Source organism: Micromonospora sp. CPCC 205554 (assembly GCF_036902745.1).
GTDB classification, from domain to species: Bacteria; Actinomycetota; Actinomycetes; order Mycobacteriales; family Micromonosporaceae; genus Micromonospora; species Micromonospora tulbaghiae.
The window spans coordinates 244,379-267,103 of the sequence record NZ_JBAKHP010000002.1; the positions used below are offsets into that span (position 1 = coordinate 244,379).

A 22,725-nucleotide genomic window follows, 5' to 3' on the forward strand; every position below is an offset into this window, starting at 1 on the left:
TCACATCGGCTGGACCCAGGCGGACCGCCACTGCGGGGACGGGTCCTGGCCGAGGCTCGTCCAGTACTCCCGGCCGTCGACGATCCGCCCGTCGCGCACGGTCCAGAACGAGGCCACGCGGTGCACGCCCATCTCCTCGTGCGGCACCTCCACCTCGGACACCACAGTGTCGCCGGACGCCACCACCCGCAGCACCCGGATCGACCAGCCTTCCGGGTACTCGGCGTTGACCTTCACGTAGTTGTCGCGGCCCACGATCCGCTCGGCGCTGACCGGCCACTCGACCACCACGTCGTCGGCCAGCACCTCGCCGACGCCGGTCCAGTCCCGGGCCTGCATGCGATCCCACAACGCGCGTACCACCGCTTCCGAGTCCATGGCCGCATGATGGCAGGCCCCACCGACAGCTACGACGGCTCGGCGGGCTCGGGCTCGGGTTCGGCCTGGTCGACGGTGCGGCGCGGGCCGGTGAACCACTTGCGGGCCGAGGCGTACCACCAGACGGCGACGCCGAGCAGCACGCCACCGATCGCGATGGGCGCGTAGTTCACCGCCGTCCAGCTGAAGTCGGGGTTGCCCGGCACACCGGCCGGGACGATCGGCAGCACGAAGTAGACCGAGATGACCGCGATCTCGACCACCGCGATCCAGCCGAGCAGCTTGTAGCGGCGGCCGAGCGTCCACGGGCCCGGGGTGAACCGGTCGCCCATCCGCAGCCGCAGGAAGATCGGGATGATGAAGGACAGGTACAGCCCGATCACCGCCACCGAGACCACCGCGTAGAACGCGACCGGGATGCCGCCGCGCTGGTAGAGCGCGGGCAGCGTGAGCACCAGCCCGGCCAGCGTCGCGCCGATGATGGCGTTGACGGGCGTGCCGTTGCGGTTCACCTTCGACCAGAGTTTCCAGCCGGGCACCGCGCGGTCCCGGCTGAACGCGTACGCCATCCGCGACATCGAGGTCACGCAGCTCATGCCGCAGAAGAACTGCCCGATGGTGGAGATGATGATGACGGCCTTGAAGAAGAACGGCGTCAGCGCGGACTCGAAGATCGCCCCGGAGAAGCCGCCCGCCTCGTTTATCGCGTCCACATCGGTGGCCGCGAACAGGAACGCCAGCAGCAGGATCCAGCCGCCCACCGCCGAGTAGAAGATCGACCGCCACAGCCCCTGCGCGGCGGCCTTGGACGCGCCCCGGGTCTCCTCGGAGACGTGCGCGCAGGCGTCGAAGCCGGTGATCGTGTACTGCGTGAGCAGGAAACCCAGCGGCAGCACGTAGAACCAGAACGCCAGCCCGCCGGTGTCGCCGTCACCGAAGCCGGAGTTGTTGAACCGCTCGGTGAACACGAACTGGAAGCTCTGGTGGTTGTCCGGGACCAGGACCAGGATCAGCACCACGGCGGCCGCGCCGGCCACGTGCCACCAGACCGAGACGTTCTGGAGTACGTCGATGATCCGGTGCCCGTAGATGTTGATCAGACCGTGCAGCGCGAGGATCACCACGAACAGCCCGAACGTCTGGTGCCCGGTGCCGGCCCAGCCGTCGAACAGCGCCGACAGCGTCAGGTTGAGGAACGTGGCGCAGCCGTAGTCGACCGACGCGGTCACCGCGACCAGCCCGATCAGGTTGAGCCAGCCGGTGAACCAGCCGTGCACCGGCCGGCCCATGGTCGCCGCCCACCAGTAGATCCCGCCCGCCGTCGGGTACGCCGACACCAGCTCGGCCAGGCAGAAGCCGATGATCAGGATGAACAGCGAGATCAGCGGCCAGCCCCAGGAGATCGCCACCGGGCCGCCGTTGTTCCACGCCTGGCCGAACGTGGTGAAGCAGCCGGCCAGGATCGAGATGATGGAGAACGAGATCGCGAAGTTGGAGAAGCCGCTCCACTTGCGGCGCAGCTCCTGTTTGTAGCCGAGTTCGGCGAGTCGTCGGGCGTCGTCGTCCATCGGCTGCTCGGCGGTCGGCGCGGGCGTCGTGGCCACTGCACACCTCCTCGAGGCGATGCTCGTGCGAGAGTGCTCGCAGTGTGCTCCCGGCCGATCAAGGCGGTCAATACGTACCCCGGTAATTGCGTTGTCGCCCGATCCCACCCGGGGCATCATTGTGGGCGTGACCAGGCCCGACCCGACGGGCCGGCACCGGGCGCTCGGCAACGCCCGGTCCGCGGCGGCGCGCGGCGTCCACCTCTCTCTCACTGAAGTACGGCGATCGGCCGTACCCTCCGGACGCCCCGCGCCGCCGCACCCCTAGACGAACAGCAGCCCCGCGACCCACAGCGCGGCGATCATCAGACCGGCGGTGAACTCCAGGACCATCGACAGCCCGGCCGCCTTCAGTGCCTGCACCGTGGCCGGCCAGGCCAGCCGGGTGTCGCCGAGCCGCAGCCGTTCGGCGCCGAAGATGCCGCCGACGAAGCCGATCGGCAGCCCGACCACCGGGATCACGAAGAAGCCGACGACGCCGAGCAGCCCGCCGGCCAGCAGCGAGGTGGTGGGCACGCCGGTCCGTTTCAGGTTGCGCCCCGGCCAGAGGTACTTGAGCACGGTGCCGCCGGCGGCGATCACCGTGGCGGCGGCGAGCACCGCCCAGCGGCCCGGCCCGGCGTCGCCGAACAGCGCCCACACCAGCACGCCGCCCCAGCACAGCGGCAGTGCCGGCAGTCCCGGCACGATCACTCCGGCCAGGCCGGCGACGATCGCCAGCGCGGCGACCACCGACACCACCGCCTGCGAATCGGTAAGGCTCACCGTGTTCCTCGTCTCCTCCGCACCGGCCCGGCCAGGATCCGCCCGGTCGATGCGTCCTCCTTACCCGCCGAGGCGGGCCCGGATACCGTCGGCGGGCATCGGTGCGCCGAACAGCCGGCCCTGCCCGGTGTCGCACCGCAGCGCCCGCAGCCGTTCGGCCTGCACCTCGGTCTCCACCGCCTCGGCCGTCACCGACAGCTCCAGCGCGTGCGCCAGCCGGACCAGCGCGTCCACGATCCGCTCGTCCCGGTGGTCGGCGACCGCGTCCGCGCCGTCACCCCGTATCCCCTCGACGAACGGGCCGGCCAGCTTCACGCAGTGGATCGGCAGCCGCCGCAGGTACGCCAGGTTCGAGTACCCGGTGCCGAAGTCGTCGATGGCCAGCCGCAGCCCGAGCCCGGCGAGCTGGTGCAGCGTCCGCAGCGGCTCGCCGGCGCTGCCCATGACGGCGCTCTCGGTCAACTCCAGTTGCAACAGCTCGGCCGGCAGGCCGGTGTGCTGCAACGCCTCGGCCACCGTCTCCACGATGGCCGGGTCGTCGGCCTGCCGGGCGGCCAGGTTGACGCTGACCACCGGCGTGGTGTCCGGGTACGCGCGCCGCCACGACTCGGCGTCGCGGCACGCCTGACGCAGCACCCAGGCGCCGAGCCGGACGATCAGGCCGGTCTCCTCGGCCAGCCCGATGAACCGGTCCGGCCCGATCAGCCCCAGCTCCGGGTGCTGCCAGCGCACCAGCGCCTCGACCGCCACCATCGTGCCGTCCAGCAGCGACACGATCGGCTGGTAGTGCAGCACGAACTCGCCCCGGTCCAGCGCGGCGGGCAGGTTGGCGGCCAGCGCGGAGCGGGCGATGTCGGCGGCGCTGCGCTCCGGGTCGTACACGGCCCAGCGGCCCCGGCCTTCCGCCTTGGCCCAGTAGAGCGTGGTGTCGGCGGCCTTCATCAGGTCGCCCACGCTCGTCTCCGCCGCCGGGCACTCCACGATGCCGATGCTCGCCGACACGGCGAGCTGCTGGTCGCCGACGTGCACCGGCGCGGACACCGCGGCCAGCGCCAGCTCGGCGACCTCCACCGCGTCGTCGATGCCGCCGTCGGAGTCGACCAGGATGACGAACTCGTCGCCGCCCATCCGGGCCACCAGGTGGCCGCGCCCGGCCACGCAGTCGCTGAGCCGGCGGGCGATCACCTTGAGCAGCCGGTCGCCCAGGTCGTGGCCGAGGCTGTCGTTGACCGCCTTGAAACCGTCCAGGTCGATGAAGCAGAGCCCGACGCGCTGGTCCGGACCGGCGCCGTCGAAGACCGCGCCGAGCTGTTCGAAGAACAGCGTCCGGTTGGGCAGGCCGGTCAGCGGATCGTGCAGCGCCTGGAAGCGCAGCCGCTGCTGCAACTCGTACCGCTGGGTGATGTCCTCCACCATGGCGACGGTGAACCGGGGCCGGCCGTCGTCGTGCCGGATCAGCGACACCGCGAGGTCGGTCCAGACCACGCTGCCGTCCTTGCGGTAGTAGCGCTTCTCCACCCGGGCGCTGTCCCGCTTGCCCTCGATCAGCTCCTGGTACAGCTCCCACATCCCGGCCGCGTCGTCGGCATAGGCCAGCGCCGACACGTTCATCCGCCGCATCTCCGCGACGGTGTAGCCGAGCATGTCCGCGAAGGACTGGTTGACCTCGATGATCTGCCCGTCCACGCCGGCGATGCCGATGCCGATGGCGGCGCCGGTGAAGACCGCCCGGAAACGCGCCTCGCTGTCCCGCAGCGCCTGCTCGACGGTGTCCCGGGCCTGCCACGCCGACCGGGCGATCCGCTCCTGCTGGCTGAAGACCCGGTCGCGCAGCGCGCGGGCGAACCCGGCGGCGAACGCGCCCTGGAGCAACGCGACCCGCTCGCGCAGTTCCGGCGACTCGGTCCGCGACGGCAGCACCCAGGGCAGGAACCGGTCCCCCAGTGCTTGCACCGACCAGTCGAGCACGCCGGGCTCGGTGAGGTGCGCCTCGACCAGGGCACGCCCCACCTCCTCCGCGGGACGGGCGGAGAAGGTGGGGGCGAGCAGGGCCTCGCCGAGCCGCTCGGTGAGCGGCACCAGCAGGCGCTCGGTCTCGGCCGCGCTCAGCGGCACGAACCCGATGCGGCGCACCGCGCGAGCCCACTCGGCGGCGTACGCGGCGGCGCCGGGCCGGCTGACGTCTCCCCCGTCGCTGTCCGGGGCGCGCATGGGCTCAGCCGGCTGCGCGGTCGTGCCGGGCGACGCCGCCGAAGGCTCCGAACCGCTCCGGGTGCTCGTCCACGTCCGACGGGGAGTCGGGCCGCCACAGCGGCATGTGCACCACACCCGGTTCGAGGATCGTCCAGTCGCCGAAGAAGCCGGTGATCTCGGCCCGCGAGCGCAGCGTGATCTCGGTGGCGGTACGCGCCGACAGCCGCTGCGCGTCCAGCATCTCCTGCGGCTGGTCCTCGAACGTGGAGTGGGAGATGACCAGGTAGCTGCCGGGCGCGGCGGCGGCACGCAGGGTGGCCAGGATGTCGGCCGGGCGGTCGGCGTCGGGCACGAAGTGCACCACGCCGGCCAGCAGGATGCCCAGCGGCCGGTCGAAGTCGATCAGGCCGCTGGCGGCGGCGTGGTCCAGGATCAGCTTCGGCTCGCGCAGGTCGGCCAGGACCGCGGTGGCCCGGTCGTTGCCGGCGAGCAGTTCGTGGCTGTGCGCCACGGCCACCGGGTCGATGTCGACGTACACGATGCGGGCGTCCGGGTTGGCGGCCTGGGCGACCTCGTGCACGTTGCCGACGGTGGGGATGCCGGAGCCGATGTCGAGGAACTGGTCGATGCCGGCGTCGAGCAGCACCCGTACGGCCCGGCGCAGGAACTCCCGCCCGGAGCGCATGGTGGCGGCCAGGTTCGGCGTCATGGCCGCGATCTGTTCGGCGAGCTGCCGGTCGATCTCGAAGTTGTGCGCCCCACCGAGGAAGTAGTCGTAGACCCGGGCGGCGCTCGGCCGGCTCAGGTCGATCTCGGTGGGCAGGCTCTCCGGCGTCTGCATCGCTCGGTCCCCCAGGTCGTCGTCCGCCGTCGATGGCGGATCATGTGGTGCAGACCACTCTAGGCCGGTACGGCCGGGTACGGGAGATCCACAGCGGGCGATGCTGCCGCGCCCGGTCAGTCGGCCGATTCCAGCAGCAGCGAGATGCCCTGACCGACGCCGATGCACATGGTGGCGAGCGCCCGCCGGCCGCCCCGGCGGCGCAGTTCCAGCGCGGCGGTCAGCGCCAGCCGGGCGCCGCTGGCACCGAGCGGGTGACCCAGCGCGATCGCCCCGCCGCCCGGGTTGACGTGCTCGGCGTCCTCCGGCAGGCCCAGCTCGCGCAGCACCGCCACCGACTGCGCGGCGAACGCCTCGTTCAGCTCGATCACGTCCACGTCGGCCAGCGACAGGCCCGTTCGGTCGAGCAGCTTCCGGGTCGCCGGGACCGGGCCGACGCCCATGATCCGCGGCGGTACGCCTGCGGACGCGGCACCGCGTACCCGGGCCAGCGGGGTGAGGCCGTAGCGTTCGACGGCGGCCGCGGAGGCGACGAGCAGCGCGACGGCGCCGTCGTTGACGCCGGAGGAGTTGCCGGCGGTCACCGTGCCGCCCTCGCGGAACGGGGTGGGCAGCGCGGCCAGCTTCGCAAGCGTCGTCTCGCGCGGGTGCTCGTCGACCTCGACCAGCTTCGTCTCGCGCCTGCCGGCGGGCACCGTCACCGGGACGATCTCCTCGGCCAGCCGGCCGTCGGCCTGCGCCTTGGCGGCCCGCTGCTGCGACCGGTAGGCGAAGGCGTCCTGCGCGGCCCGGTCCACGCCGAACTCGGCCGCCACGTTCTCCGCCGTCTCCGGCATCGAGTCGATGCCCCAGCCCTTGCGCATCAGCGGGTTGACCAGCCGCCAGCCGATCGTGGTGTCGTACACCTCGGCGGTGCGGGCGAACGGCGTGGCCGCCTTCGGCATGACGAACGGCGCCCGGCTCATGCTCTCCACGCCGCCGGCCACCATCAGGTCGGCCTCCCCGGCGACGATCGCGCGGGCGGCGGTGGCGAGCGCGTCCAGGCCGGAGCCGCAGAGCCGGTTGACGGTGCTGCCCGGCACCTCCTCCGGCAGGCCGCCGAGCAGCGCGGCCATCCGGGCCACGTTGCGGTTGTCCTCGCCGGCCTGGTTGGCGCAGCCCAGGATCACGTCGTCGGTGCGGGCCCAGTCGACCGAGGGGTGGCGGGCCACCAGCTCGCGGACGACGTGCGCGGCCAGGTCGTCGGGGCGGACGCCGGCCAGCGCGCCGGCGTACCGGCCGATCGGGGTGCGGACTCCGGCAACGAGATAGGCCACTGTCATCGCGCGTACGTCCTTCGGGGGTGGGAAGGGTCGGTCGGCGGGTCGCGGGGGTACCCGGCGTCAGGATATCCGTGACCGGAGCGGATAGGTTTGCCGCATGTCCGGGGCTCAGTTCAGCGCAGAGACCAGCGGCGGCGGCGCGTTCGTCCGCCAGCCCAACCGGTTCACCGGGCGGGTCACCCCGCACTCCACCTCACCGGAGGGCGGCGGGCCGGACGAGCAGGGGCGCTGGCCGCTGGAGGCGGGCCGCTACCGGCTGATCTGGTGCCGGGCCTGCCCGTGGGCGCACCGGGCCCGGATCGTGCGCGGGCTGCTCGGGCTGGACGAGGTGATCTCGCTGGGCACGGTCGACCCGATCCGGGACGAGCGGGGCTGGCGGTTCGCGCTCGACCCGGACGGCTTCGACCCGGTGCTCGGCATCGGCTTCCTGTCCGAGGCGTACCTGTCGAGCGACCCGGACTACACCGGCCGGGTGACGGTGCCGGCGCTCGTGGACACGCTCACCGGACGGGTGGTCACCAACGACTATCCGCAGCTCACGCTCGACTTCTCGACCGAGTGGCGGCGGTTCCACGCGCCGAACGCGCCGGATCTGTACCCGGTCGAGCTGCGTCCGGAGATGGACGCGTTGATGGCGGAGATCCACCGGGACGTCAACAACGGCGTGTACCGGTGCGGCTTCGCCACCTCCCAGGAGGCGTACGACGAGGCATTCACCGCGCTGTTCGCCCGCCTCGACGCGCTGAGCGAGCGGCTGGCCGGGCGGCGCTACCTGATGGGCGACACGATCACCGAGGCGGACGTGCGCCTGTTCACCACGCTGGTGCGCTTCGACGTGGCGTACCACGGGCACTTCAAGTGCAACCGGCGCAAGCTCACCGAGATGCCGGTGCTCTGGGCGTACGCGCGGGACCTGTTCCAGACGCCGGGCTTCGGCGAGACGGTGGACTTCGACCACATCAAGCGGCACTACTACGCCACCCACGACATGATCAACCCGACCCGGATCGTGCCGCTGGGGCCGGATCTGTCCGGCTGGACCACCCCGCACGGACGTGGCTGAGGGCACAGGCCGCCGGATCGCCGCCGCGTTCGCCGCCGTCTGCCTGGCGGCCGGCGGGGCCGCGGTGACGGTCGCGGTGGTCGCCGGTCCCGCTCCGGGCCCCATCGCGTACGTGAGCGAAGCGGGCATCACGGACAGCGGGTACGCCGGGGCGTACCGGGTCGGGATCTTCTCGGTGGCCGCGTCGCTGCTGCTGCTCGCCGGGGCGCTGCCACCGGGGTTGCGCGCGGCGGCCGGGCTGCTCGGCGTCGGCGCGGTCGCCACCGTGCTCTCCGGCGCTGTCACGTGCAGCGAGGGCTGCCCGCTGCCCCCGTTCGAGGCGCCCACGGTGGCCGACCTGGTGCACGGCGGGGCCAGCATCGCGGCTACCGCCGCGGTGGTGCTCGCCATGCTCGTGCTGCTGTTCTCCCCGGCTGCGGACCGGGGGCTGCGGCGGATCGCCGCGATCGGCGCGGCGCTGGCGCTGCCGGTGGCCGCCGTGGTCGCGCTGGCGTTGCTGCTGGTCGGGCGCAGCACGCTGCTCGGGGTGTCGGAACGGGTGCTGCTGGTCGTGGTCGCCGCCTGGGGGCTGGCCACCTCCGGCTACCTGGCTGTAAGGAGCCTCACCGGCAGCGGTCCTTCCGCTCCGGCGCGGGAGGGGAGTAACGTGTCGCGACGATGACCAATGTCTGGTGCCTCACCGAGCGCCTGTACGTCGATCTGCGACGGCAGGCCAGCGGCGTCTGTCCGGCGTAGCTCCACGCCCCGACGCCCGCCTTCCCTCTCCAGACCTTGGATTCGTCCTCATGACCTCCGCCCTGCGCAGAATCCCCTTCTCCGTCCAGATCCTGCTCGGCCTCGTGCTCGGCGTGGCGCTCGGTTTCCTCGCCCGCGCCGCCGACCTCGCCTGGCTGACCAGCACGCTCGACACCGTCGGCGGCCTCTTCGTCCAGCTGCTCAAGCTGGCCGTGCCGCCGCTGGTCTTCACCGCCATCGTGGTCAGCGTGGTCAGCCTGCGCGGCGTCGCCAACGCCGCCCGGCTCGCCGTCAAGACGCTGCTCTGGTTCGCCGTCACCGCGCTCATCGCGGTGAGCATCGGCATCGGCCTCGGCCTGCTCACCGACCCCGGCCGGGGCGTCAATCTGGACCCGGCCGGCGCCACCGCGCCGAAGACCACCGGCTCCTGGATCGACTTCCTCACCGGCATCGTCCCGACCAACCCGGTCGGCGCGTTCGTCGAGGGCAACGTCCTGCAGATCGTCTTCCTCGCCCTGGTGGTGGGCGCCGCCGCGCTGCTGGTCGGCGACGCCGCCGAGCCGTTCGTGGCGCTCAACCGCTCGCTGCTGTCGATCGTGCAGAAGGCGCTCTGGTGGGTCATCCGGCTCGCCCCGATCGGCACGCTCGGCCTGATCGGCAACGCCGTCGCCTCGTACGGCTGGGACCTGCTCGCCCCGCTCGCGAAGTTCACCACAGCCGTCTACGTCGGCTGCGCCCTGGTGCTGTTCGTGGTCTACCCGGTGCTGCTCGCGGTCGCCGGCAAGCTCAACCCGCTCCGTTTCTTCGCCGGCGCCTGGCCCGCCATCGAGCTGGCGTTCGTCTCCCGCTCCTCGGTGGGCACCATGCCGGTGACCCAGCGCTCGGTCGAGCGCCTCGGCGTCCCCCGCGAGTACGCCTCCTTCGCGGTGCCGTTCGGCGCCACCACGAAGATGGACGGCTGCGCCGCCATCTACCCGGCGCTCGCCGCGATCTTCGTGGCGCAGGTGTTCGGCGTGAACCTGGGCGTCACCGACTACCTGCTGATCGCGTTCGTCTCGGTGGTCGGCTCGGCCGCGACCGCCGGCCTGACCGGCGCGATCGTCATGCTCACGCTGACCCTGAGCACGCTGGGCCTGCCGCTGGCCGGGGCCGGCCTGCTGCTGGCCATCGACCCGATCCTGGACATGATCCGTACCGCCACGAACGTGGCCGGGCAGGCCGTCGTGCCGACCATCGTGGCCGCCCGGGAGGGCACGCTCGACCGGGCCGCGTACGACTCGGCCGGCAAGCGCGACCTGATCGAGCCGGTCGAGACCGAGCGGCTCGACCCCGTACCCGCCTGATCCACACCGCTTCCGGGTGCGTCCCCGACCGGGGGCGCACCCGGCGCCATGACCGGAGGATCCCGTATGAGTGCCCTGTTCACTCCGCTCGCCCTGCGCGGCGTCACCCTGCCCAACCGGATCGCGCTGGCGCCCATGTGCCAGTACAGCGCCGGACCCGACGGCCTGCCCACCGACTGGCACCGCGTCCACCTCGGCTCCCGCGCGGTCGGCGGGGCCGGCCTGGTGATCACGGAGGCGACCGCAGTGGTGTCCGAGGGCCGGATCAGCCCGCAGGACACCGGCCTCTGGTCCGGCGCGCACGTCGACGCGTGGCGTCCGATCACCGCGTTCGTCGCCGGTCAGGGCGCGGTGCCGGCCGTGCAGCTCGCGCACGCCGGGTTCAAGGCCTCCACGTACCGGCCGTGGGCGCCGGCGCGCGGCGGCGTGCCGGACGCCGAGGGCGGCTGGACCCCGGTCGGCCCGGGCGACGAGCCGTTCGTCCCGGAGTACCGCACCCCCACCGCGCTGGACGAGGCGGGCATCGCTGCCGTGGTGGACGCCTTCGCCACCGCCGCCGGGCGGGCGCTGGACGCCGGGTTCGCCGCCGTGGAGATCCACGCCGCGCACGGCTACCTGCTGCACGAGTTCCTGTCCCCGCTGACCAACCGGCGCACCGACGGCTACGGCGGCGACCGGGCCGCCCGGATGCGGCTCACGCTGGAGGTGGCCCGCGCGGTACGCGCCGCCGTCGGCGAGTCCGTGCCGGTGCTGACCCGGATCTCCGCCACCGACTGGACCGAGGGCGGCTGGACCGTCGACGACAGCGTGGTGCTCGCCGGGGAGCTGGCCGCCGCCGGGGTCGACCTGGTCGACACCTCCTCCGGGGGCGCGGCCGTCCAGGCGTCCATCCCGGTCGGACCCGGTTACCAGGTGCCGCTGGCCGCCCGGATCCGCCGCGACGCCGGGGTGCCGACCGGCGCTGTCGGCCTGATCGTCGAACCCGAGCAGGCCGAGCAGATCGTGGCCGGCGGCGAGGCGGATCTGGTGCTGCTGGGCCGGGAACTGCTGCGCGACCCGTACTGGCCGCGCCGCGCCGCCGCCAAGCTGGGAGCCACCCCCGCCTGGCCCGACCAGTACACCCGAGCCTTCTGACCGTGCGCGTCGATCATGAAGTTGGCGGCGTTCTGCGTCCGTCTTGTCGCCGCCAACTTCATGATCAACGGGGAGAACCGCCGGGTGGTCAGCCGGCCAGGTGGTTCCAGCGGGGTTCCAGGTCGGTCCAGGTGCCCTGGTCGGCCACCGTGCCGTCGATCAGCACCACCACTCGGTCGGCCCGCACCAGCGCGGCCCGCTTCGCAGTCGAGCCGACCACCGTCACCCCGTGCTCGCGCAGTGCCGCCCACAGCGCCAGCTCCGTGCTCACGTCCAGCGCCGACGACACGTCGTCGGCCACCAGCAGCTCGGTACGCGGGGCGAGCGCCCGGGCCAGCGCCAGCCGCTGGAGCTGACCGCCGGAGAGCCGGGTGCCCTTGTGCCCGATCAGCAACCCGAGCCCGCCACCGGCGGCGGCCAGGTCGTGTTCGAGCTGGGCGGTCGAGACCGCCCCGGCGGCGTCCACCTGATGGCCGAGCGCGATGTTGTCGGCCACCGTGCCGGAGAGCACCCGGGGCAGCTGACCCACGTACCCGACCTGGTTGGGGCGCAGGAACATCTCCGGCTCGGTGACCGGGTCGCCGTTCCAGCGCAGCTCGCCGACGTGGTGCACGATCCCGGCGAGCGCACGCAGCAGCGACGACTTGCCGGACCCGACCGGGCCGACGACCAGCACCAGCTGCCCGCGCTCGACCACCAGGTCGACGTCGCGGACGGCGAGCGTGCCGTCGGAGTGCAGCGCACCGAAGCCGGCCAGCTCCAGGCGGCGCAGCGGGTGCCGGGGCGGCGGCTCGGGCGCGGGCGCGGTGCCGGCGACCAGGTCGAGGCCGGGCACCGGTGCCGCGTACACGGCCTCACCGGTCATCGCCACCGTCCGCCTGGTCCACACGCGCGCCGACGGGTACTGCGACACCAGTGACGCGGTGGTCCACGCGAACCAGCGGGCCGCGCCCAGGGTGGACACGGCCACGAGCGTGGCACCGGCGGACAGCTCACCGGCCAGGTAGAGCGCCCACGCGCCGATCGGCAACAGGCCGCTCGCCACCGACGGGGTGGACCGGGCCCACACCTGCATGGCGATCTCGCGCCGCTGCCGCTCGCTGCGTACCTCGTCCAGCCGGGCGAGGTGGCGCAGCACCGGGCGGGTCGCGCCGGCCAGCTTCACCGTCCGGGCGGCGGACAGCGCGGACACCAGGGCGGTGGCGAACGCGGCGCGCGCCTTCACCGTGCCGGCCGCGGTGCGTTCCAGCCGGGGCCCGAACAGCGTCGCCGCCAGCCCGGAGACCACCATCGTGCCGACGAAGAACAACGCCGGTACGAAGCTGCCGGTCACCAGCGTCATGGTGACCACGATGGTCAGCGAGATGAACTGGTCCATCAGGTTGTCGGCGAGGTGCACCACCCGGTCGGTGTCGCCGCCCTGGGCCACCACCTCGGCCGGGGTGTGCCCGCTGACCCGGCGCGCGCCGGTCTGCCCGTGCACCAGCCGGGCGCTGATCCGCAGCATCTGCCGGATCCACCACTGCGGGAACCACAGGTTCGTCAGGTACGGCAGCGGCAGCACCACGAGCAGCGCCGCCACGATGCCCAGCGCGGGCAGCCACGGGTCGCCGCCGCCGACCAGGTCGGCCCAGAGCCAGGGCAGCACCGCGCCGTCCATCCCGAGCACCGTCATCACGATGAACAGGGCGACCGAGACCAGGCCGTACCGCGGATCGTTGGTGCCCAGCCGGAGGATCTCCCGCATGGTCCGCGCGGGGGGCGCCGGCGGCGCGGGTGGCGGGTCGGTGCGCGGCACGGCGGCCGGCCGCGTCGCGGGCGCGGCCGGGGTGGCGGGCGCGTCGTCCCAGGCGGGCGCGTCGAGCAGGTCGACGCCGCCGCGCCGGGCGCCCACCCCGGCGTATGCCCCGGCGTGGCTGGTGGCGAGCAGCTCGGCGAAGCGGGCCGACTCGCGCAGCGGACCGGCCTCCAGCACCGCGCCGTCGGCCATCACCACCACCTCGTCGCAGCGGCGCACCGAGGAGAGCCGGTGCGCGATGACGATGCCGATCCGGTCGGTGAGCAGCCGTTCGGTGGCTTCGCGCACCCGATTCTCGGTGACCGGGTCGAGCCGCGCGGTGGCCTCGTCGAGGATCACCACGTGCGGGTCGCGGACCAGGATGCGGGCGAACGCGACGAGCTGCTCCTGCCCGGCGGAGAGCACGTAGCCGCCGTCACCGAGCCGGGTGTGCACGCCGTCGGGAAGTTCGGCGATCCAGCCGGCCAGGCCCAGTTCGGCCAGCGCCCGCTCGGCGGCGTCCAGCAGCTCCGGGTCGAACAGCGCCACGTTCTCCGCGAGCGTGCCGGCCAGGATCTCGGTGCGCTGCGGCACCACGGCGATCCACCGGCGCAGTTCCTCCACGTCCAGGTCGACCAGGTCGGTGCCGCCGAGGAAGACGGTCCCGCGCGGCACGTCCACCGCCCGGGTGAGCACCTTGGCCAGCGTCGACTTGCCCGAGCCGGTCCGCCCGACGAGCGCGTACGAGCGGCCGCGGACGAAGTCGAGGTGGACGTCGCGCAGCGCCGGACCGCGGTCGTCCCCGCCGGCCGGGTAACGGTAGGTGAGCCCGCGCACGGTCAGGTCGCCGTCGACCGGGGCGGCCCCTCCGTCCGGCTCCTGCGGCGACCCGGCCAGCAGTTGCACCCGGCCCCACGCGCCGAACGCCTGTTGCAGGTGCGGCACCCAGCGGGCGATGTGCTCGACCGTCGCGCCGAACGCGATGGCCAGCAGCCAGATCGCGGTGAGCCGGGCGGCGTCGACCCGGCCGGTGGCGAGCGCCCACGCGCCGCCCAGCACCACGCCCGCGATGCCGACCCGGACCGCGCCGGCGGCGGCCGCGGTGACCCGGGCGGAGAGCCGGAACACCCGGACGCACCGGGTGATCACCTCGGCCGCGCGGCGGGCGTAGAGGCGCAGCACGTACGGCCGGGCGAGGCTGGTGCGCACGTCGTCCTGCCCGTGCACCGCCTCCTCCATCACGGCCGCGAGGTCGGACCACGCCTCCTCCTCGGCCATCCGGGCCGGGGCGATCCGGGCGGTCGGGCGGCGCAGCGTCACCGCGAGCAGCGAGGTGAGCACGATCATGCCGACACCGGCGGGCCACCAGACGATCAGCGCACTCACCGTCGCGAGGGCGCAGACCGCGAGGCCCTGCGCCAGCCGTACGCCGGTGTTCCGCATCTCGGCGGCGACCTGGTAGACGTCGTTGTCGATCCGGTCGAGCAGTTCGCCGACCGGCGTGGTCTCCAGGGTGGGCAGGTCCTGGCCGAGCGCGACCCGGCAGAGCCGCCGCCGCACGTCGGCCGACCAGTCGGCGGTGAGCCGGGCCATGATCAGGCCGATCAGCAGGTCGGTGACGACAGCGGCGACGAGCGCCACGGCGAGCGCGACGAACCAGCCGGACGAGCGGTGCACCAGCACCGGACCGGCGAGCGCGGACGCGGCCGCCTGGCCACCGGCGCCGAGCACGATCAGCAGCAGGACCGCCGTCATCCGCCGGGGCGCCGTGGCCCAGAGATCTCGGAGCAGGCGCATGGAGGGTCCTCCGGACTCGGATCGGTGGGGGCGGTGTCCTCACCCTCACCCTTCCGGCGGTCCGGAATCAACCGAATTACCGGCCGCTGGTCAGGTCCGGGCGACCCGCCGGACGATGCCGAGCAGCGACTCCTGCACCTCGTCGATCGGCCGCTCGGGCGAGAAGACCAGCCAGTCCACAGCCACCACGAGCCCGACGCCGAACAGCGCCGAACTGGCGGTACGCACGTCCAGGTCGGCCGGGAGGTCACCGCTGTCCACACCCGCCTTCACCGTCTCGGCGATCACCGCGATGGCCTCGCCGCGCAGCAGCCGCAGTGTCTGCTGCCACTCCCGGTTGGTCCGCCACATCTCCGAGAGCAGGAGCTGGGCGAAGGCGCGGTAGCGGCGGATGTACTCCAGCTGGGCGCGGACCAGCGCGCCGAGCGCCTCCAGCGGCGGCAGCCCGTCGACGGCGGCCCGGAACTCGGCGGTGAGCAGGCCGATGCCGTGCCGCAGCAGCTCCTCGAACAGGACGGTCTTGGACTCGAAGTTGTAGTAGACGGTCCCCTTGGCCACGCCGGCCCGGGCCGCGATGTCGTCCACGGTGGTGGCCGAGAAGCCCTGCTCGGCGATGAGGTCCACCGCCGCCACGAAGAGGCGCTGGCGGGTGTCCTCGCGCCGGCGTGTCCGTCCGTCCGTCACCGGCTCATCCTCACATGGTCAGTTCGGGGTGCAGCTTGGCCGGGGTCAGCCGCCGGGAGCGGCGGGCCGCGCCGACGGTCAGCGCCATGGCGCCCAGCCCGAACGCGAGCAGCACCAGCGCGCCGGTGACCACGGGTGCGGTCGTACCGCCGTTGACGGTGTGCCGCAGCCCGTCCACCACGTACGTCATCGGCAGCCAGGGGTGGATCGCCTGGAAGAAGCCGGGCGAGGTCTGCACCGGGTAGGTGCCGCCGGATGAGGTGAGCTGGAGCATCAGCAGCGCCAGCGCGGCCAGCCGCCCGGCCGGGCCGAGCGCCACGCCGAGCAGTTGCATGATCGCGGTGAACGCCAGCGAGGTGAGGGCGAGCAGCCCGAACGTGGCCGGGCCGTGCCTCGGGTCGAGCCCGAGCCCGAGCGTCACCACCGTGTAGAGCACCGTGACCTGGGCCAGGCCGATCCCGGCGGCGGGGAGCCACCCGGCGAGCACGACCCGCCAGCCGGGCGCGCCGGACATCACGTGCCGCCGGTTGACCGGCCGCAACAGCATGTACGTGATCATCGCGCCGACCCAGAGCGCCAGCGACAGGAAGTACGGGGCGAAGCCCACGCCGTACGAGCCGGCCGGGTTCTGCGAGTCGCGGATCAGGCCGACCGGGTCGCCGAGCACGCCGGCGCGAGTGGCCGCGTCGTCGTACCCGGGCAGTTTCCGTTCCCCGGCGGCGAGCCCGTCGGCCAGGTCACCGGCGCCGCCCTCCAGCCGGGTCAGCCCGTCGACCAGGCGGTTGCTGCCGCTGCCGAGCTGGGCCAGGCCGCCGTCGAGCTGGCGGGCGCCGCTGGCGAGGCGGTAGAGCCCGCCGCGCAACTGGTCCGCGCCGGTCGACGCGTCGCCGAGGCCGTCGCGCAGCTCGGCGCTGCCCCGGGCCAGCGTGGCGAGCCCGCCGGCCAGCTCGTTCACCTTGGCCCGGGCGGAGGCGACGTCGTCGGCCAGGTGCGGCGCGGCGGCGGCGACCTCGCGGGCTGTCTTCGCCACGTCGGTCATCTGCTTGCGCAGCGTGGCCATGTCGGTCTTGTCCAGCGCGGCCACCACGGAACGGGCCTGCGTGACGGCCCGGTCGGCGGCCTTGCGGGCGGCGGCGAACGCGGGATCGTCCGCCAGCTCGGGGTGTTCCTTCGCGACCGCGTCGAGCCGGTCGCGGACCTCCTCGGCGGCCGCGACCACCTCGGCGGCCTTATCCGGCAGCGCGTCCAGCCCGGCGGCGAGCTGCTGCGCGCCGTCGGCGACGAGCGTGGCGGCCTTCTCAATCCGGTCGGCGTTGCGGCGCAGCACCGGCTCGTACCTGTCGGCGGCGGCGTTCACGGTGGCCGCCGCGGCCTTGGTCTCGGTGGCGGCGCGCCCGGCCCCGTCGGCGAGCTGGGCGGCGCCGGTACGTAGCTGGTCGAGGCCCTTGGCGAGCTTGTCGGCGCCCTGGACCGACTGGTTGAGTCCACCGGAGAGCTGCCCGGCGCCGTCCCCGGCGTCACCGAGCCCGTCGGCGAGCCGGTCGGCGCCCCGCTGGGAGCTGCCGAGCCCGTCGGCGATCTTCCCGGCGCCGTCGGCGGCGCGTCCGGTCTCGGCCTTGGCGTCGGTGAAGCCGATCAGCATCTTGTCGAAGTACGTGGCGGCGGTGCTCTGCGCGGCGGCGGCCCGGATCTCGCTGAACGCCGACCGGGCGAGCAGGCCGGAGAGGTAGTTGGTGGCGTCGTCGTTGACGACCTTCAGTTCGCCCTGCCGGGCCGGGCGGTCCGGTTCCGGGCCGGCGGCGAGCGTGGCGGAGAAGTCCTCCGGGATGGAGAAGACCAGGTGGTAGCGCCCGTCGCGCAGCCCCTTGGTGGCGTCGGCCTGGTCGGTGACGGTCCAGCCGAACACCCGCCGGTCGAGCAGCTTCTCGGTCAGGTCGCGGCCGGCGTGCACCTCGCTGCCGTCACCGGCGGTGGCCGGGCGGTCGGCGTTGACCAGGGCGACCGGGATCCGGTCCATCTTCCCGTAGGGATCCCAGAACGCGTACAGGTAGAGGGCGCCGTAGAGCAGCGGGACGATGGTGAGCACCGCGAGCGCGGCGCGCGGCAGCCGGCCCCGGGTCATCCGGCGCAGCTCGAACAGGGCCAGTCGCAGGACGCTCATGCGGGCACCTCGGCGGGCTCGTCGGGAACGGTCAGGGCGGGGTCGGGCAGGGCCGGGTCGCCGATGCGGTGCACGGTGGCGGCGGCTCCGGGCTCGACGGCGCGGGCGGTGGCGACCACCGCGTACCCCTGGCCGGCGAGGCGTTCCAGCGCGCACCACATCCACTCCCGCTCGGGGCGGTCGGCGCCGGCGTCCACGTCGTCGGCGACGATCAGGCTCGGGCCGCCGAGGCTGGCCAGCACCAGCCCGAGCACCTGCCGCTCGACCGGGGTGAGGTCGCGGCCGTACCGGTCGGGGTCCAGCGGCGCGTCGGTGAGTCCGGCGCCGGCGACGGCTGCGGCGTACGCGTCGCGGCGGTAGGCCCGGCGGGCCCGTACCGCGGCGACCGGGACCAGCCGGCGCCGGCGGCGCGGCACCGGGCCGAGCAGCAGCAGGCGCTCGGTGATGTGCTCGGCGACGGTGAGCGTCGGGTCGGGTTCGTGCACGCCCGCCACCTGGCCGAGCGCGGCCGGGCCGCGGCGGCGCAGCTCGCCGTGGTTGTGCGGGAAGCGCCCGGCCAGCGCGAGCAGCAGCGAGGTGCGCCCGCTGCCGGGCGGGCCGGTGACGGCGTGCAGCTCACCGCTCGCGGCGGTGAGGTCGACGTCGCGGTAGACCCAGCCGCGGCGGGTGCGCAGCCCCAGGCCCCTGGCCTCGACGATGTTCATCCCGACCCCGAATTCCGAACTGACTAGTCAGTACAAAAACATGCCCAGCATAGCGCCGGGTGTCCGGTTCGGGACGTCCGGCTGGAGTGATCCTCAGAACAGCACTGTGGCGAGCGTGCCGACCGGGCGGAAGCCGCAGCGCTCGTAGACCCGGCGGGCGGGCAGGTTGAAGTCGTTGACGTAGAGGCTCACAGTGGGCGCGACCCGCTCCAGCGCGTCGCGCACCACCGCGGCCATCGCGGCGGTGGCGATGCCCCGGCCCCGCCACTCGGGCGCCACCCAGACGCCCTGCACCTGCGCGGTCCGGCGGGTCACCACGGCCAGCTCGGCCTTGAAGACCACCCGCCCGTCGACGAAGCGGGCGTAGGCGCGGCCGGCGCGTACCAGCTCGGTCACCCGCCGCCGGTAGCCGCGCCCGCCGTCCTCGGCCAGCGGCGACACCCCGACCTCCTCGGTGTACATCGCCACCGCCGCCGGGAACAGCAGGTCGACCTCGCTGCCGCGCACCCGGCGCACGTGCGGGTCGGGCGCCACGGCGGGCAGCGCGTCCGTGGCCAGCAGCGGCTGGTTCGGGCGTACGTCCCGAGCCGGCCCCCAGTGCGCGGAGAGGCGGTCCCAGAGCCCGAGCACCGCGTCCGCGCGGCCCACGATCGAGGAACAGAGCCGCTCCTCGGCGCTCAACTGGTCGGCGAACGCGGTCACCGCCGACTCGGACGCGAGCACCGGGGTCAGGTTGCCGCCCAGCCAGCAGATCGACTCCAGGTGCCGGCGGGAGCCGTACCCGAGGATCCGCGCCTCGGCCCGCCACCAGGCCAGGCCGCGTGCCGCCACCCGCTCGGCGACCTGCGCGCCCGCGTACGGGTCGAGATCGAGCAGCCGCTCGACCGCGCGGCGCTCCGACTCCCCGAGTTGGCGTACCGGCACCGTGAGCACGGCTACCAGCCTGCCAGATCCACCCCGGCGTGCGCGGGCCGACCGGGCACCTGCCGCACCCCGCTCAGCCGGCCGGCGCCGGCACCGGTTCGGGTGTGGCCGGCCGGGTCCGGGCGGCCCACCGCACCACCGGCGGCACCAGCGCGCCGAGCAGCAGGAACACCACACCGAGCACCAGCCAGCCGGGTACGCCCCAGCCGATCGCGAGCGTGGTCACCACCACCGGGGCGACCATCGAGCCGAGCTGCATGCCCATCCCGTACGCGCCCTGGTACTGCCCGTGCGCGTGCGCCGGGGCCAGGCCGAAGGAGATGCCCCAGCCGGCCGCCGCGTGCCACAGCTCCCCCACGACGTGCACCAGCGCACCGGCCAGCAGCAGCGGCACCGCCACCGCGACCGGCACGCCGCCACCGGCCGCGAACAGCGCGCAGGCGACCGCGAGCAGGACACCCGCCCGGCGGGCGGCCCGGCCCGCGCCGGTCAGGTCCTCGGTGCCCCGCGAGGCCCGGACCTGGAACAGGATCACCACCACCGTGTTGACGAGCAGACAGGCGGAGATCAACCACTTCGGCGCTGTGGTGTGCCCGGCGATCCACAGCGGCAGGGCGATGTTGATCAGCGAGAAGTGCATGGACATGAGGCCGTCCAGCACGGTGAAGGCGAGGAACGGGCGGTCCCGCAGCGCGATCAGCCGTGGACCGTGCGCCGGGGCGGGCATCGGCGGCACCGGCGGGAGCCGCAGCAGCACCGCCGCCGCCAGCACGTACGTGGCGGCGTCGAGCAGGATCAGCGTGACGTACGCGCCGCGGGTGTCGGCGGCGAGCGCGAACCCGGCCAGCACCGTGCCCACCGAGATGCCGACGTTGGTGACCGCGCGCAGGTAGGCGCGGGTGCGTACCCGCTGGTCGGGCGGGACGGCACCGGCGATCAGCGCGCCCCGGGCGCCACGGGTGCCCGCGTCGGCGACCGCCATCAGCACGCCGACGACCAGGAAGCCGGTGAACGAGCGCACCGCCACCAGGGCGGCCGTGCAGCCGGCCGAGGCGAGCAGCGCGGCCATCTGGAGCCCGCGCGGGCCGAGGCGGTCGGCGAGGTAGCCCATCGGCGTGCTCGCCACCAGGCTGACCAGCGCGGTGAGCGTCAGCGCCACGCCGACCTGGGTCACCGAGAGCCCGACCGACCGGGTGAGGAACAGCGCGCTGGCGGTGAGCCAGGTGCCCCGCCCGACGGTGTTGACGAGCGTGGAGAGGGCGAGGGTCCGGGACGGGCCCGGTTCGGGAAGCAGGCGCACACCGGCACCCTAGCAAGACGTACGTACGGTTTTCAGCCCCGTTTACGAGACGTCTTGTCGGCGATGCATTGCCGATATATCGTTGATGCATCAGTGATACGACGACAGAAGGAGAACCGATGGGTTTCCATCGACGCATGCACGCCATGCACGACGAGATGCGCCGCCACGGCGGCTTCGGCTTCCCGCCCGTACCCCCGGGTCCGCCGCCCTTCTCCCCCGGCCCACACGGTCGCGGGCGGGGCCGGGGCGGGCGCGGCCGGCGGCCCAACGTGCGCGGGGCCGTGCTGGCCCTGCTCACCGAACGGCCGATGCACGGCTACGAGATGATCCAGGAGATCGACTCCCGCACCGGCGGGGCCTGGCGGCCCAGTCCCGGCTCGATCTACCCCACGCTGCAACTGCTGGAGGACGAAGGTCTCATCGCGACCGCCGCCGACTCCGAGGGCGGGCGCAAGCGGTTCGCGCTGACCGAGGCGGGCCAGGCCGAGGCGACCGGCGCGGCGCAGACCCCGCCCTGGGCGGAGTTCGCCGAGCAGACGGTCAACAGCTGGCACGACATCCGCGACGCCGGCGCGCAGGCCATGCAGGCGCTGCGGCAGGTGATGACCACCGGCACCGACGACCAGCGCGCCCGCGCCGCCCAGGTGCTCGACGAGACACGGCGCAAGCTCTACGCCATCCTCGCCGAGTCCGAGTGACCGCCCGGCGCGGCAGCCCGGCTGCACCCGGTGACACCGTGCATACCGGTCCGCGAAACGCGCGTGCGGCCGTTCCCGAGGTCGGAGACGGCCGCACGGCGACGCGGAAAGCAGATCAGTGCACGGTGACGGTGGCGCCGCCCGGCACCAGGTCACGCAGCTCCTCGGGGATCTCGGCGCCCATCTCGTCGGCGATCCGCAGCGCCTCCTCGATCAGCGTCTCCACGATCTGCGCCTCCGGCACGGTCTTGACGACCTTGCCCTTGACGAAGATCTGGCCCTTGCCGTTGCCGGAGGCCACACCCAGGTCGGCCTCGCGGGCCTCACCCGGGCCGTTCACCACGCAGCCCATGACCGCGACGCGCAGCGGCACCGGCAGGCCCTCCAGACCGGCGGTGACCTCCTCGGCCAGCTTGTAGACGTCGACCTGCGCCCGGCCGCAGGACGGGCAGGAGACGATCTCCAGGCCACGCTCGCGCAGCCCCAGCGACTCCAGGATCGCGGCGCCGACCTTGATCTCCTCGACCGGCGGGGCGGACAGCGAGACCCGGATCGTGTCGCCGATCCCCTCGGCCAGCAGCGCGCCGAACGCCACCGCCGACTTGATCGTGCCCTGGAACGCCGGGCCCGCCTCGGTGACGCCGAGGTGCAGCGGGTAGTCGCACTTCTCGGCCAGCAGCCGGTACGCGCGGATCATCACCACCGGGTCGTTGTGCTTGACCGAGATCTTGATGTCCCGGAAGCCGTGCTCCTCGAACAGCGAGCACTCCCACAGCGCCGACTCCACCAGCGCCTCGGCGGTGGCCTTGCCGTACTTGGCCAGCAGGCGCTTGTCCAGCGAGCCCGCGTTGACGCCGATCCGGATCGGCACGCCCGCGTCACCGGCGGCCCGCGCGATCTCCTTGACCTTGTCGTCGAACTGCCGGATGTTGCCCGGGTTCACCCGCACCGCGGCGCAGCCGGCGTCGATCGCCGCGAAGACGTACTTCGGCTGGAAGTGGATGTCGGCGATCACCGGGATCTGCGACTTCTTGGCGATCGCGGGCAGCGCCTCGACGTCGTCCTGCGACGGCACGGCGACCCGGACGATCTGGCAGCCGGACGCGGTCAGCTCGGCGATCTGCTGGAGCGTGGCGTTGACGTCGGCGGTGAGGGTGGTGGTCATGGACTGCACCGAGACCGGCGCGCCACCACCGACCGGCACCGAACCGACCATGATCTGGCGGCTGGCCCGGCGCGGGGCCAGCGGCGGCGGCGGTACGGGGGGCATACCGAGACTGACAGCGGTCACTTCAGGCA

At 73.6% G+C, this 22,725-nt stretch carries 18 protein-coding genes; 5 read left to right on the forward strand and 13 right to left on the reverse strand.

From position 1 onward, the window contains the following. The 6 genes from V6U82_RS04185 to pcaF all read right to left on the reverse strand — a co-directional run bounded on the left by V6U82_RS04185 (position 1) and on the right by pcaF (position 7,103). Positions 1-378 (reverse strand): nuclear transport factor 2 family protein, encoded by a 378-nt coding sequence (locus tag V6U82_RS04185; protein ID WP_334459294.1) that lies wholly within the window; start codon positions 376-378, stop codon positions 1-3. 29 nt (positions 379-407) lie between these two features. After that, positions 408-1,982 (reverse strand): amino acid permease, encoded by a 1,575-nt coding sequence (locus V6U82_RS04190; protein ID WP_334459295.1) that lies wholly within the window; start codon positions 1,980-1,982, stop codon positions 408-410. A 264-nt stretch (positions 1,983-2,246) separates the two neighbouring features. After that, positions 2,247-2,747, reverse strand: a complete 501-nt coding sequence (locus V6U82_RS04195) for a DUF456 domain-containing protein (RefSeq protein WP_334459296.1) — start codon at positions 2,745-2,747, stop codon at positions 2,247-2,249. A gap of 60 nt (positions 2,748-2,807) precedes the next feature. Continuing rightward, complete coding sequence (locus V6U82_RS04200; protein WP_334459297.1) at positions 2,808-4,958, reverse strand: putative bifunctional diguanylate cyclase/phosphodiesterase; 2,151 nt, start codon at positions 4,956-4,958, stop codon at positions 2,808-2,810. Positions 4,959-4,962: 4 nt separating this feature from the next. Beyond that, entirely contained in the window at positions 4,963-5,781 is an 819-nt protein-coding gene (locus V6U82_RS04205) for an SAM-dependent methyltransferase (RefSeq protein ID WP_091419688.1), read from the reverse strand. Between the two features lie 116 nt (positions 5,782-5,897). Next, positions 5,898-7,103, reverse strand: coding sequence for a 3-oxoadipyl-CoA thiolase (pcaF, locus tag V6U82_RS04210; protein ID WP_128136887.1), 1,206 nt, complete (start codon positions 7,101-7,103; stop codon positions 5,898-5,900). Between the two features lie 97 nt (positions 7,104-7,200). Here pcaF and V6U82_RS04215 point away from each other — a divergent pair, with 97 nt between their 5' ends. From V6U82_RS04215 to V6U82_RS04230, 4 genes are all read left to right on the forward strand, one after another. Continuing rightward, entirely contained in the window at positions 7,201-8,166 is a 966-nt protein-coding gene (locus tag V6U82_RS04215; RefSeq protein ID WP_334459301.1) for a glutathione S-transferase family protein, read from the forward strand. After that, entirely contained in the window at positions 8,159-8,827 is a 669-nt protein-coding gene (locus V6U82_RS04220) for a DUF998 domain-containing protein (protein ID WP_334459303.1), read from the forward strand. The genes V6U82_RS04215 and V6U82_RS04220 overlap by 8 nt, the downstream gene beginning before the upstream one ends. A 136-nt stretch (positions 8,828-8,963) precedes the next feature. After that, complete coding sequence (locus V6U82_RS04225) at positions 8,964-10,244, forward strand: dicarboxylate/amino acid:cation symporter (RefSeq protein ID WP_181726548.1); 1,281 nt, start codon at positions 8,964-8,966, stop codon at positions 10,242-10,244. Between the two features lie 66 nt (positions 10,245-10,310). After that, on the forward strand, positions 10,311-11,378 hold the full coding sequence (locus tag V6U82_RS04230; RefSeq protein WP_334459304.1) for an NADH:flavin oxidoreductase/NADH oxidase: 1,068 nt from the start codon (positions 10,311-10,313) through the stop codon (positions 11,376-11,378). A gap of 88 nt (positions 11,379-11,466) precedes the next feature. On the opposite strand, the gene V6U82_RS04235 is transcribed toward V6U82_RS04230, so the two are convergent. From V6U82_RS04235 to V6U82_RS04260, 6 genes are all read right to left on the reverse strand, one after another. Further along, positions 11,467-14,952, reverse strand: coding sequence for an ABC transporter ATP-binding protein (locus V6U82_RS04235; protein ID WP_334459305.1), 3,486 nt, complete (start codon positions 14,950-14,952; stop codon positions 11,467-11,469). A 90-nt stretch (positions 14,953-15,042) separates the two neighbouring features. Beyond that, complete coding sequence (locus V6U82_RS04240; RefSeq protein ID WP_128137142.1) at positions 15,043-15,636, reverse strand: TetR/AcrR family transcriptional regulator; 594 nt, start codon at positions 15,634-15,636, stop codon at positions 15,043-15,045. Positions 15,637-15,646: 10 nt separating this feature from the next. After that, entirely contained in the window at positions 15,647-17,797 is a 2,151-nt protein-coding gene (locus V6U82_RS04245; protein ID WP_334459307.1) for a YhgE/Pip domain-containing protein, read from the reverse strand. After that, positions 17,794-18,501, reverse strand: coding sequence for an ATP-binding cassette domain-containing protein (locus tag V6U82_RS04250; protein ID WP_334459309.1), 708 nt, complete (start codon positions 18,499-18,501; stop codon positions 17,794-17,796). Before V6U82_RS04250 ends, V6U82_RS04245 begins: the two co-directional genes overlap by 4 nt. Positions 18,502-18,594: 93 nt before the next feature. After that, positions 18,595-19,434 (reverse strand): GNAT family N-acetyltransferase, encoded by an 840-nt coding sequence (locus V6U82_RS04255; RefSeq protein ID WP_120571143.1) that lies wholly within the window; start codon positions 19,432-19,434, stop codon positions 18,595-18,597. 64 nt (positions 19,435-19,498) lie between these two features. Next, positions 19,499-20,725, reverse strand: coding sequence for an MFS transporter (locus V6U82_RS04260; RefSeq protein WP_334459311.1), 1,227 nt, complete (start codon positions 20,723-20,725; stop codon positions 19,499-19,501). 119 nt (positions 20,726-20,844) lie between these two features. On the opposite strand from V6U82_RS04260, the gene V6U82_RS04265 reads away from it, so the two are divergent. Then, positions 20,845-21,426, forward strand: a complete 582-nt coding sequence (locus tag V6U82_RS04265; RefSeq protein WP_128137668.1) for a PadR family transcriptional regulator — start codon at positions 20,845-20,847, stop codon at positions 21,424-21,426. Between the two features lie 115 nt (positions 21,427-21,541). Here the strand turns inward: V6U82_RS04265 and ispG are convergent, their stop codons facing one another. After that, positions 21,542-22,717, reverse strand: a complete 1,176-nt coding sequence (ispG, locus tag V6U82_RS04270; RefSeq protein WP_030504228.1) for a flavodoxin-dependent (E)-4-hydroxy-3-methylbut-2-enyl-diphosphate synthase — start codon at positions 22,715-22,717, stop codon at positions 21,542-21,544. Between the last annotated feature and the right edge of the window lie 8 nt (positions 22,718-22,725).

Bases quoted from the DNA above. Each gene is read 5' to 3' on its own strand.
- V6U82_RS04185 (WP_334459294.1), bottom strand. From the start codon at position 378: ATGGACTCGGAAGCGGTGGTACGCGCGTTGTGGGATCGCATGCAGGCC.
- V6U82_RS04200 (WP_334459297.1), bottom strand. From the start codon at position 4,958: ATGCGCGCCCCGGACAGCGACGGGGGAGACGTCAGCCGGCCCGGCGCC.
- V6U82_RS04205 (WP_091419688.1), bottom strand. From the start codon at position 5,781: ATGCAGACGCCGGAGAGCCTGCCCACCGAGATCGACCTGAGCCGGCCG.
- pcaF (WP_128136887.1), bottom strand. From the start codon at position 7,103: ATGACAGTGGCCTATCTCGTTGCCGGAGTCCGCACCCCGATCGGCCGG.
- V6U82_RS04215 (WP_334459301.1), top strand. From the start codon at position 7,201: ATGTCCGGGGCTCAGTTCAGCGCAGAGACCAGCGGCGGCGGCGCGTTC.
- V6U82_RS04230 (WP_334459304.1), top strand. From the start codon at position 10,311: ATGAGTGCCCTGTTCACTCCGCTCGCCCTGCGCGGCGTCACCCTGCCC.
- V6U82_RS04235 (WP_334459305.1), bottom strand. From the start codon at position 14,952: ATGCGCCTGCTCCGAGATCTCTGGGCCACGGCGCCCCGGCGGATGACG.
- V6U82_RS04245 (WP_334459307.1), bottom strand. From the start codon at position 17,797: ATGAGCGTCCTGCGACTGGCCCTGTTCGAGCTGCGCCGGATGACCCGG.
- V6U82_RS04250 (WP_334459309.1), bottom strand. From the start codon at position 18,501: ATGAACATCGTCGAGGCCAGGGGCCTGGGGCTGCGCACCCGCCGCGGC.
- V6U82_RS04265 (WP_128137668.1), top strand. From the start codon at position 20,845: ATGGGTTTCCATCGACGCATGCACGCCATGCACGACGAGATGCGCCGC.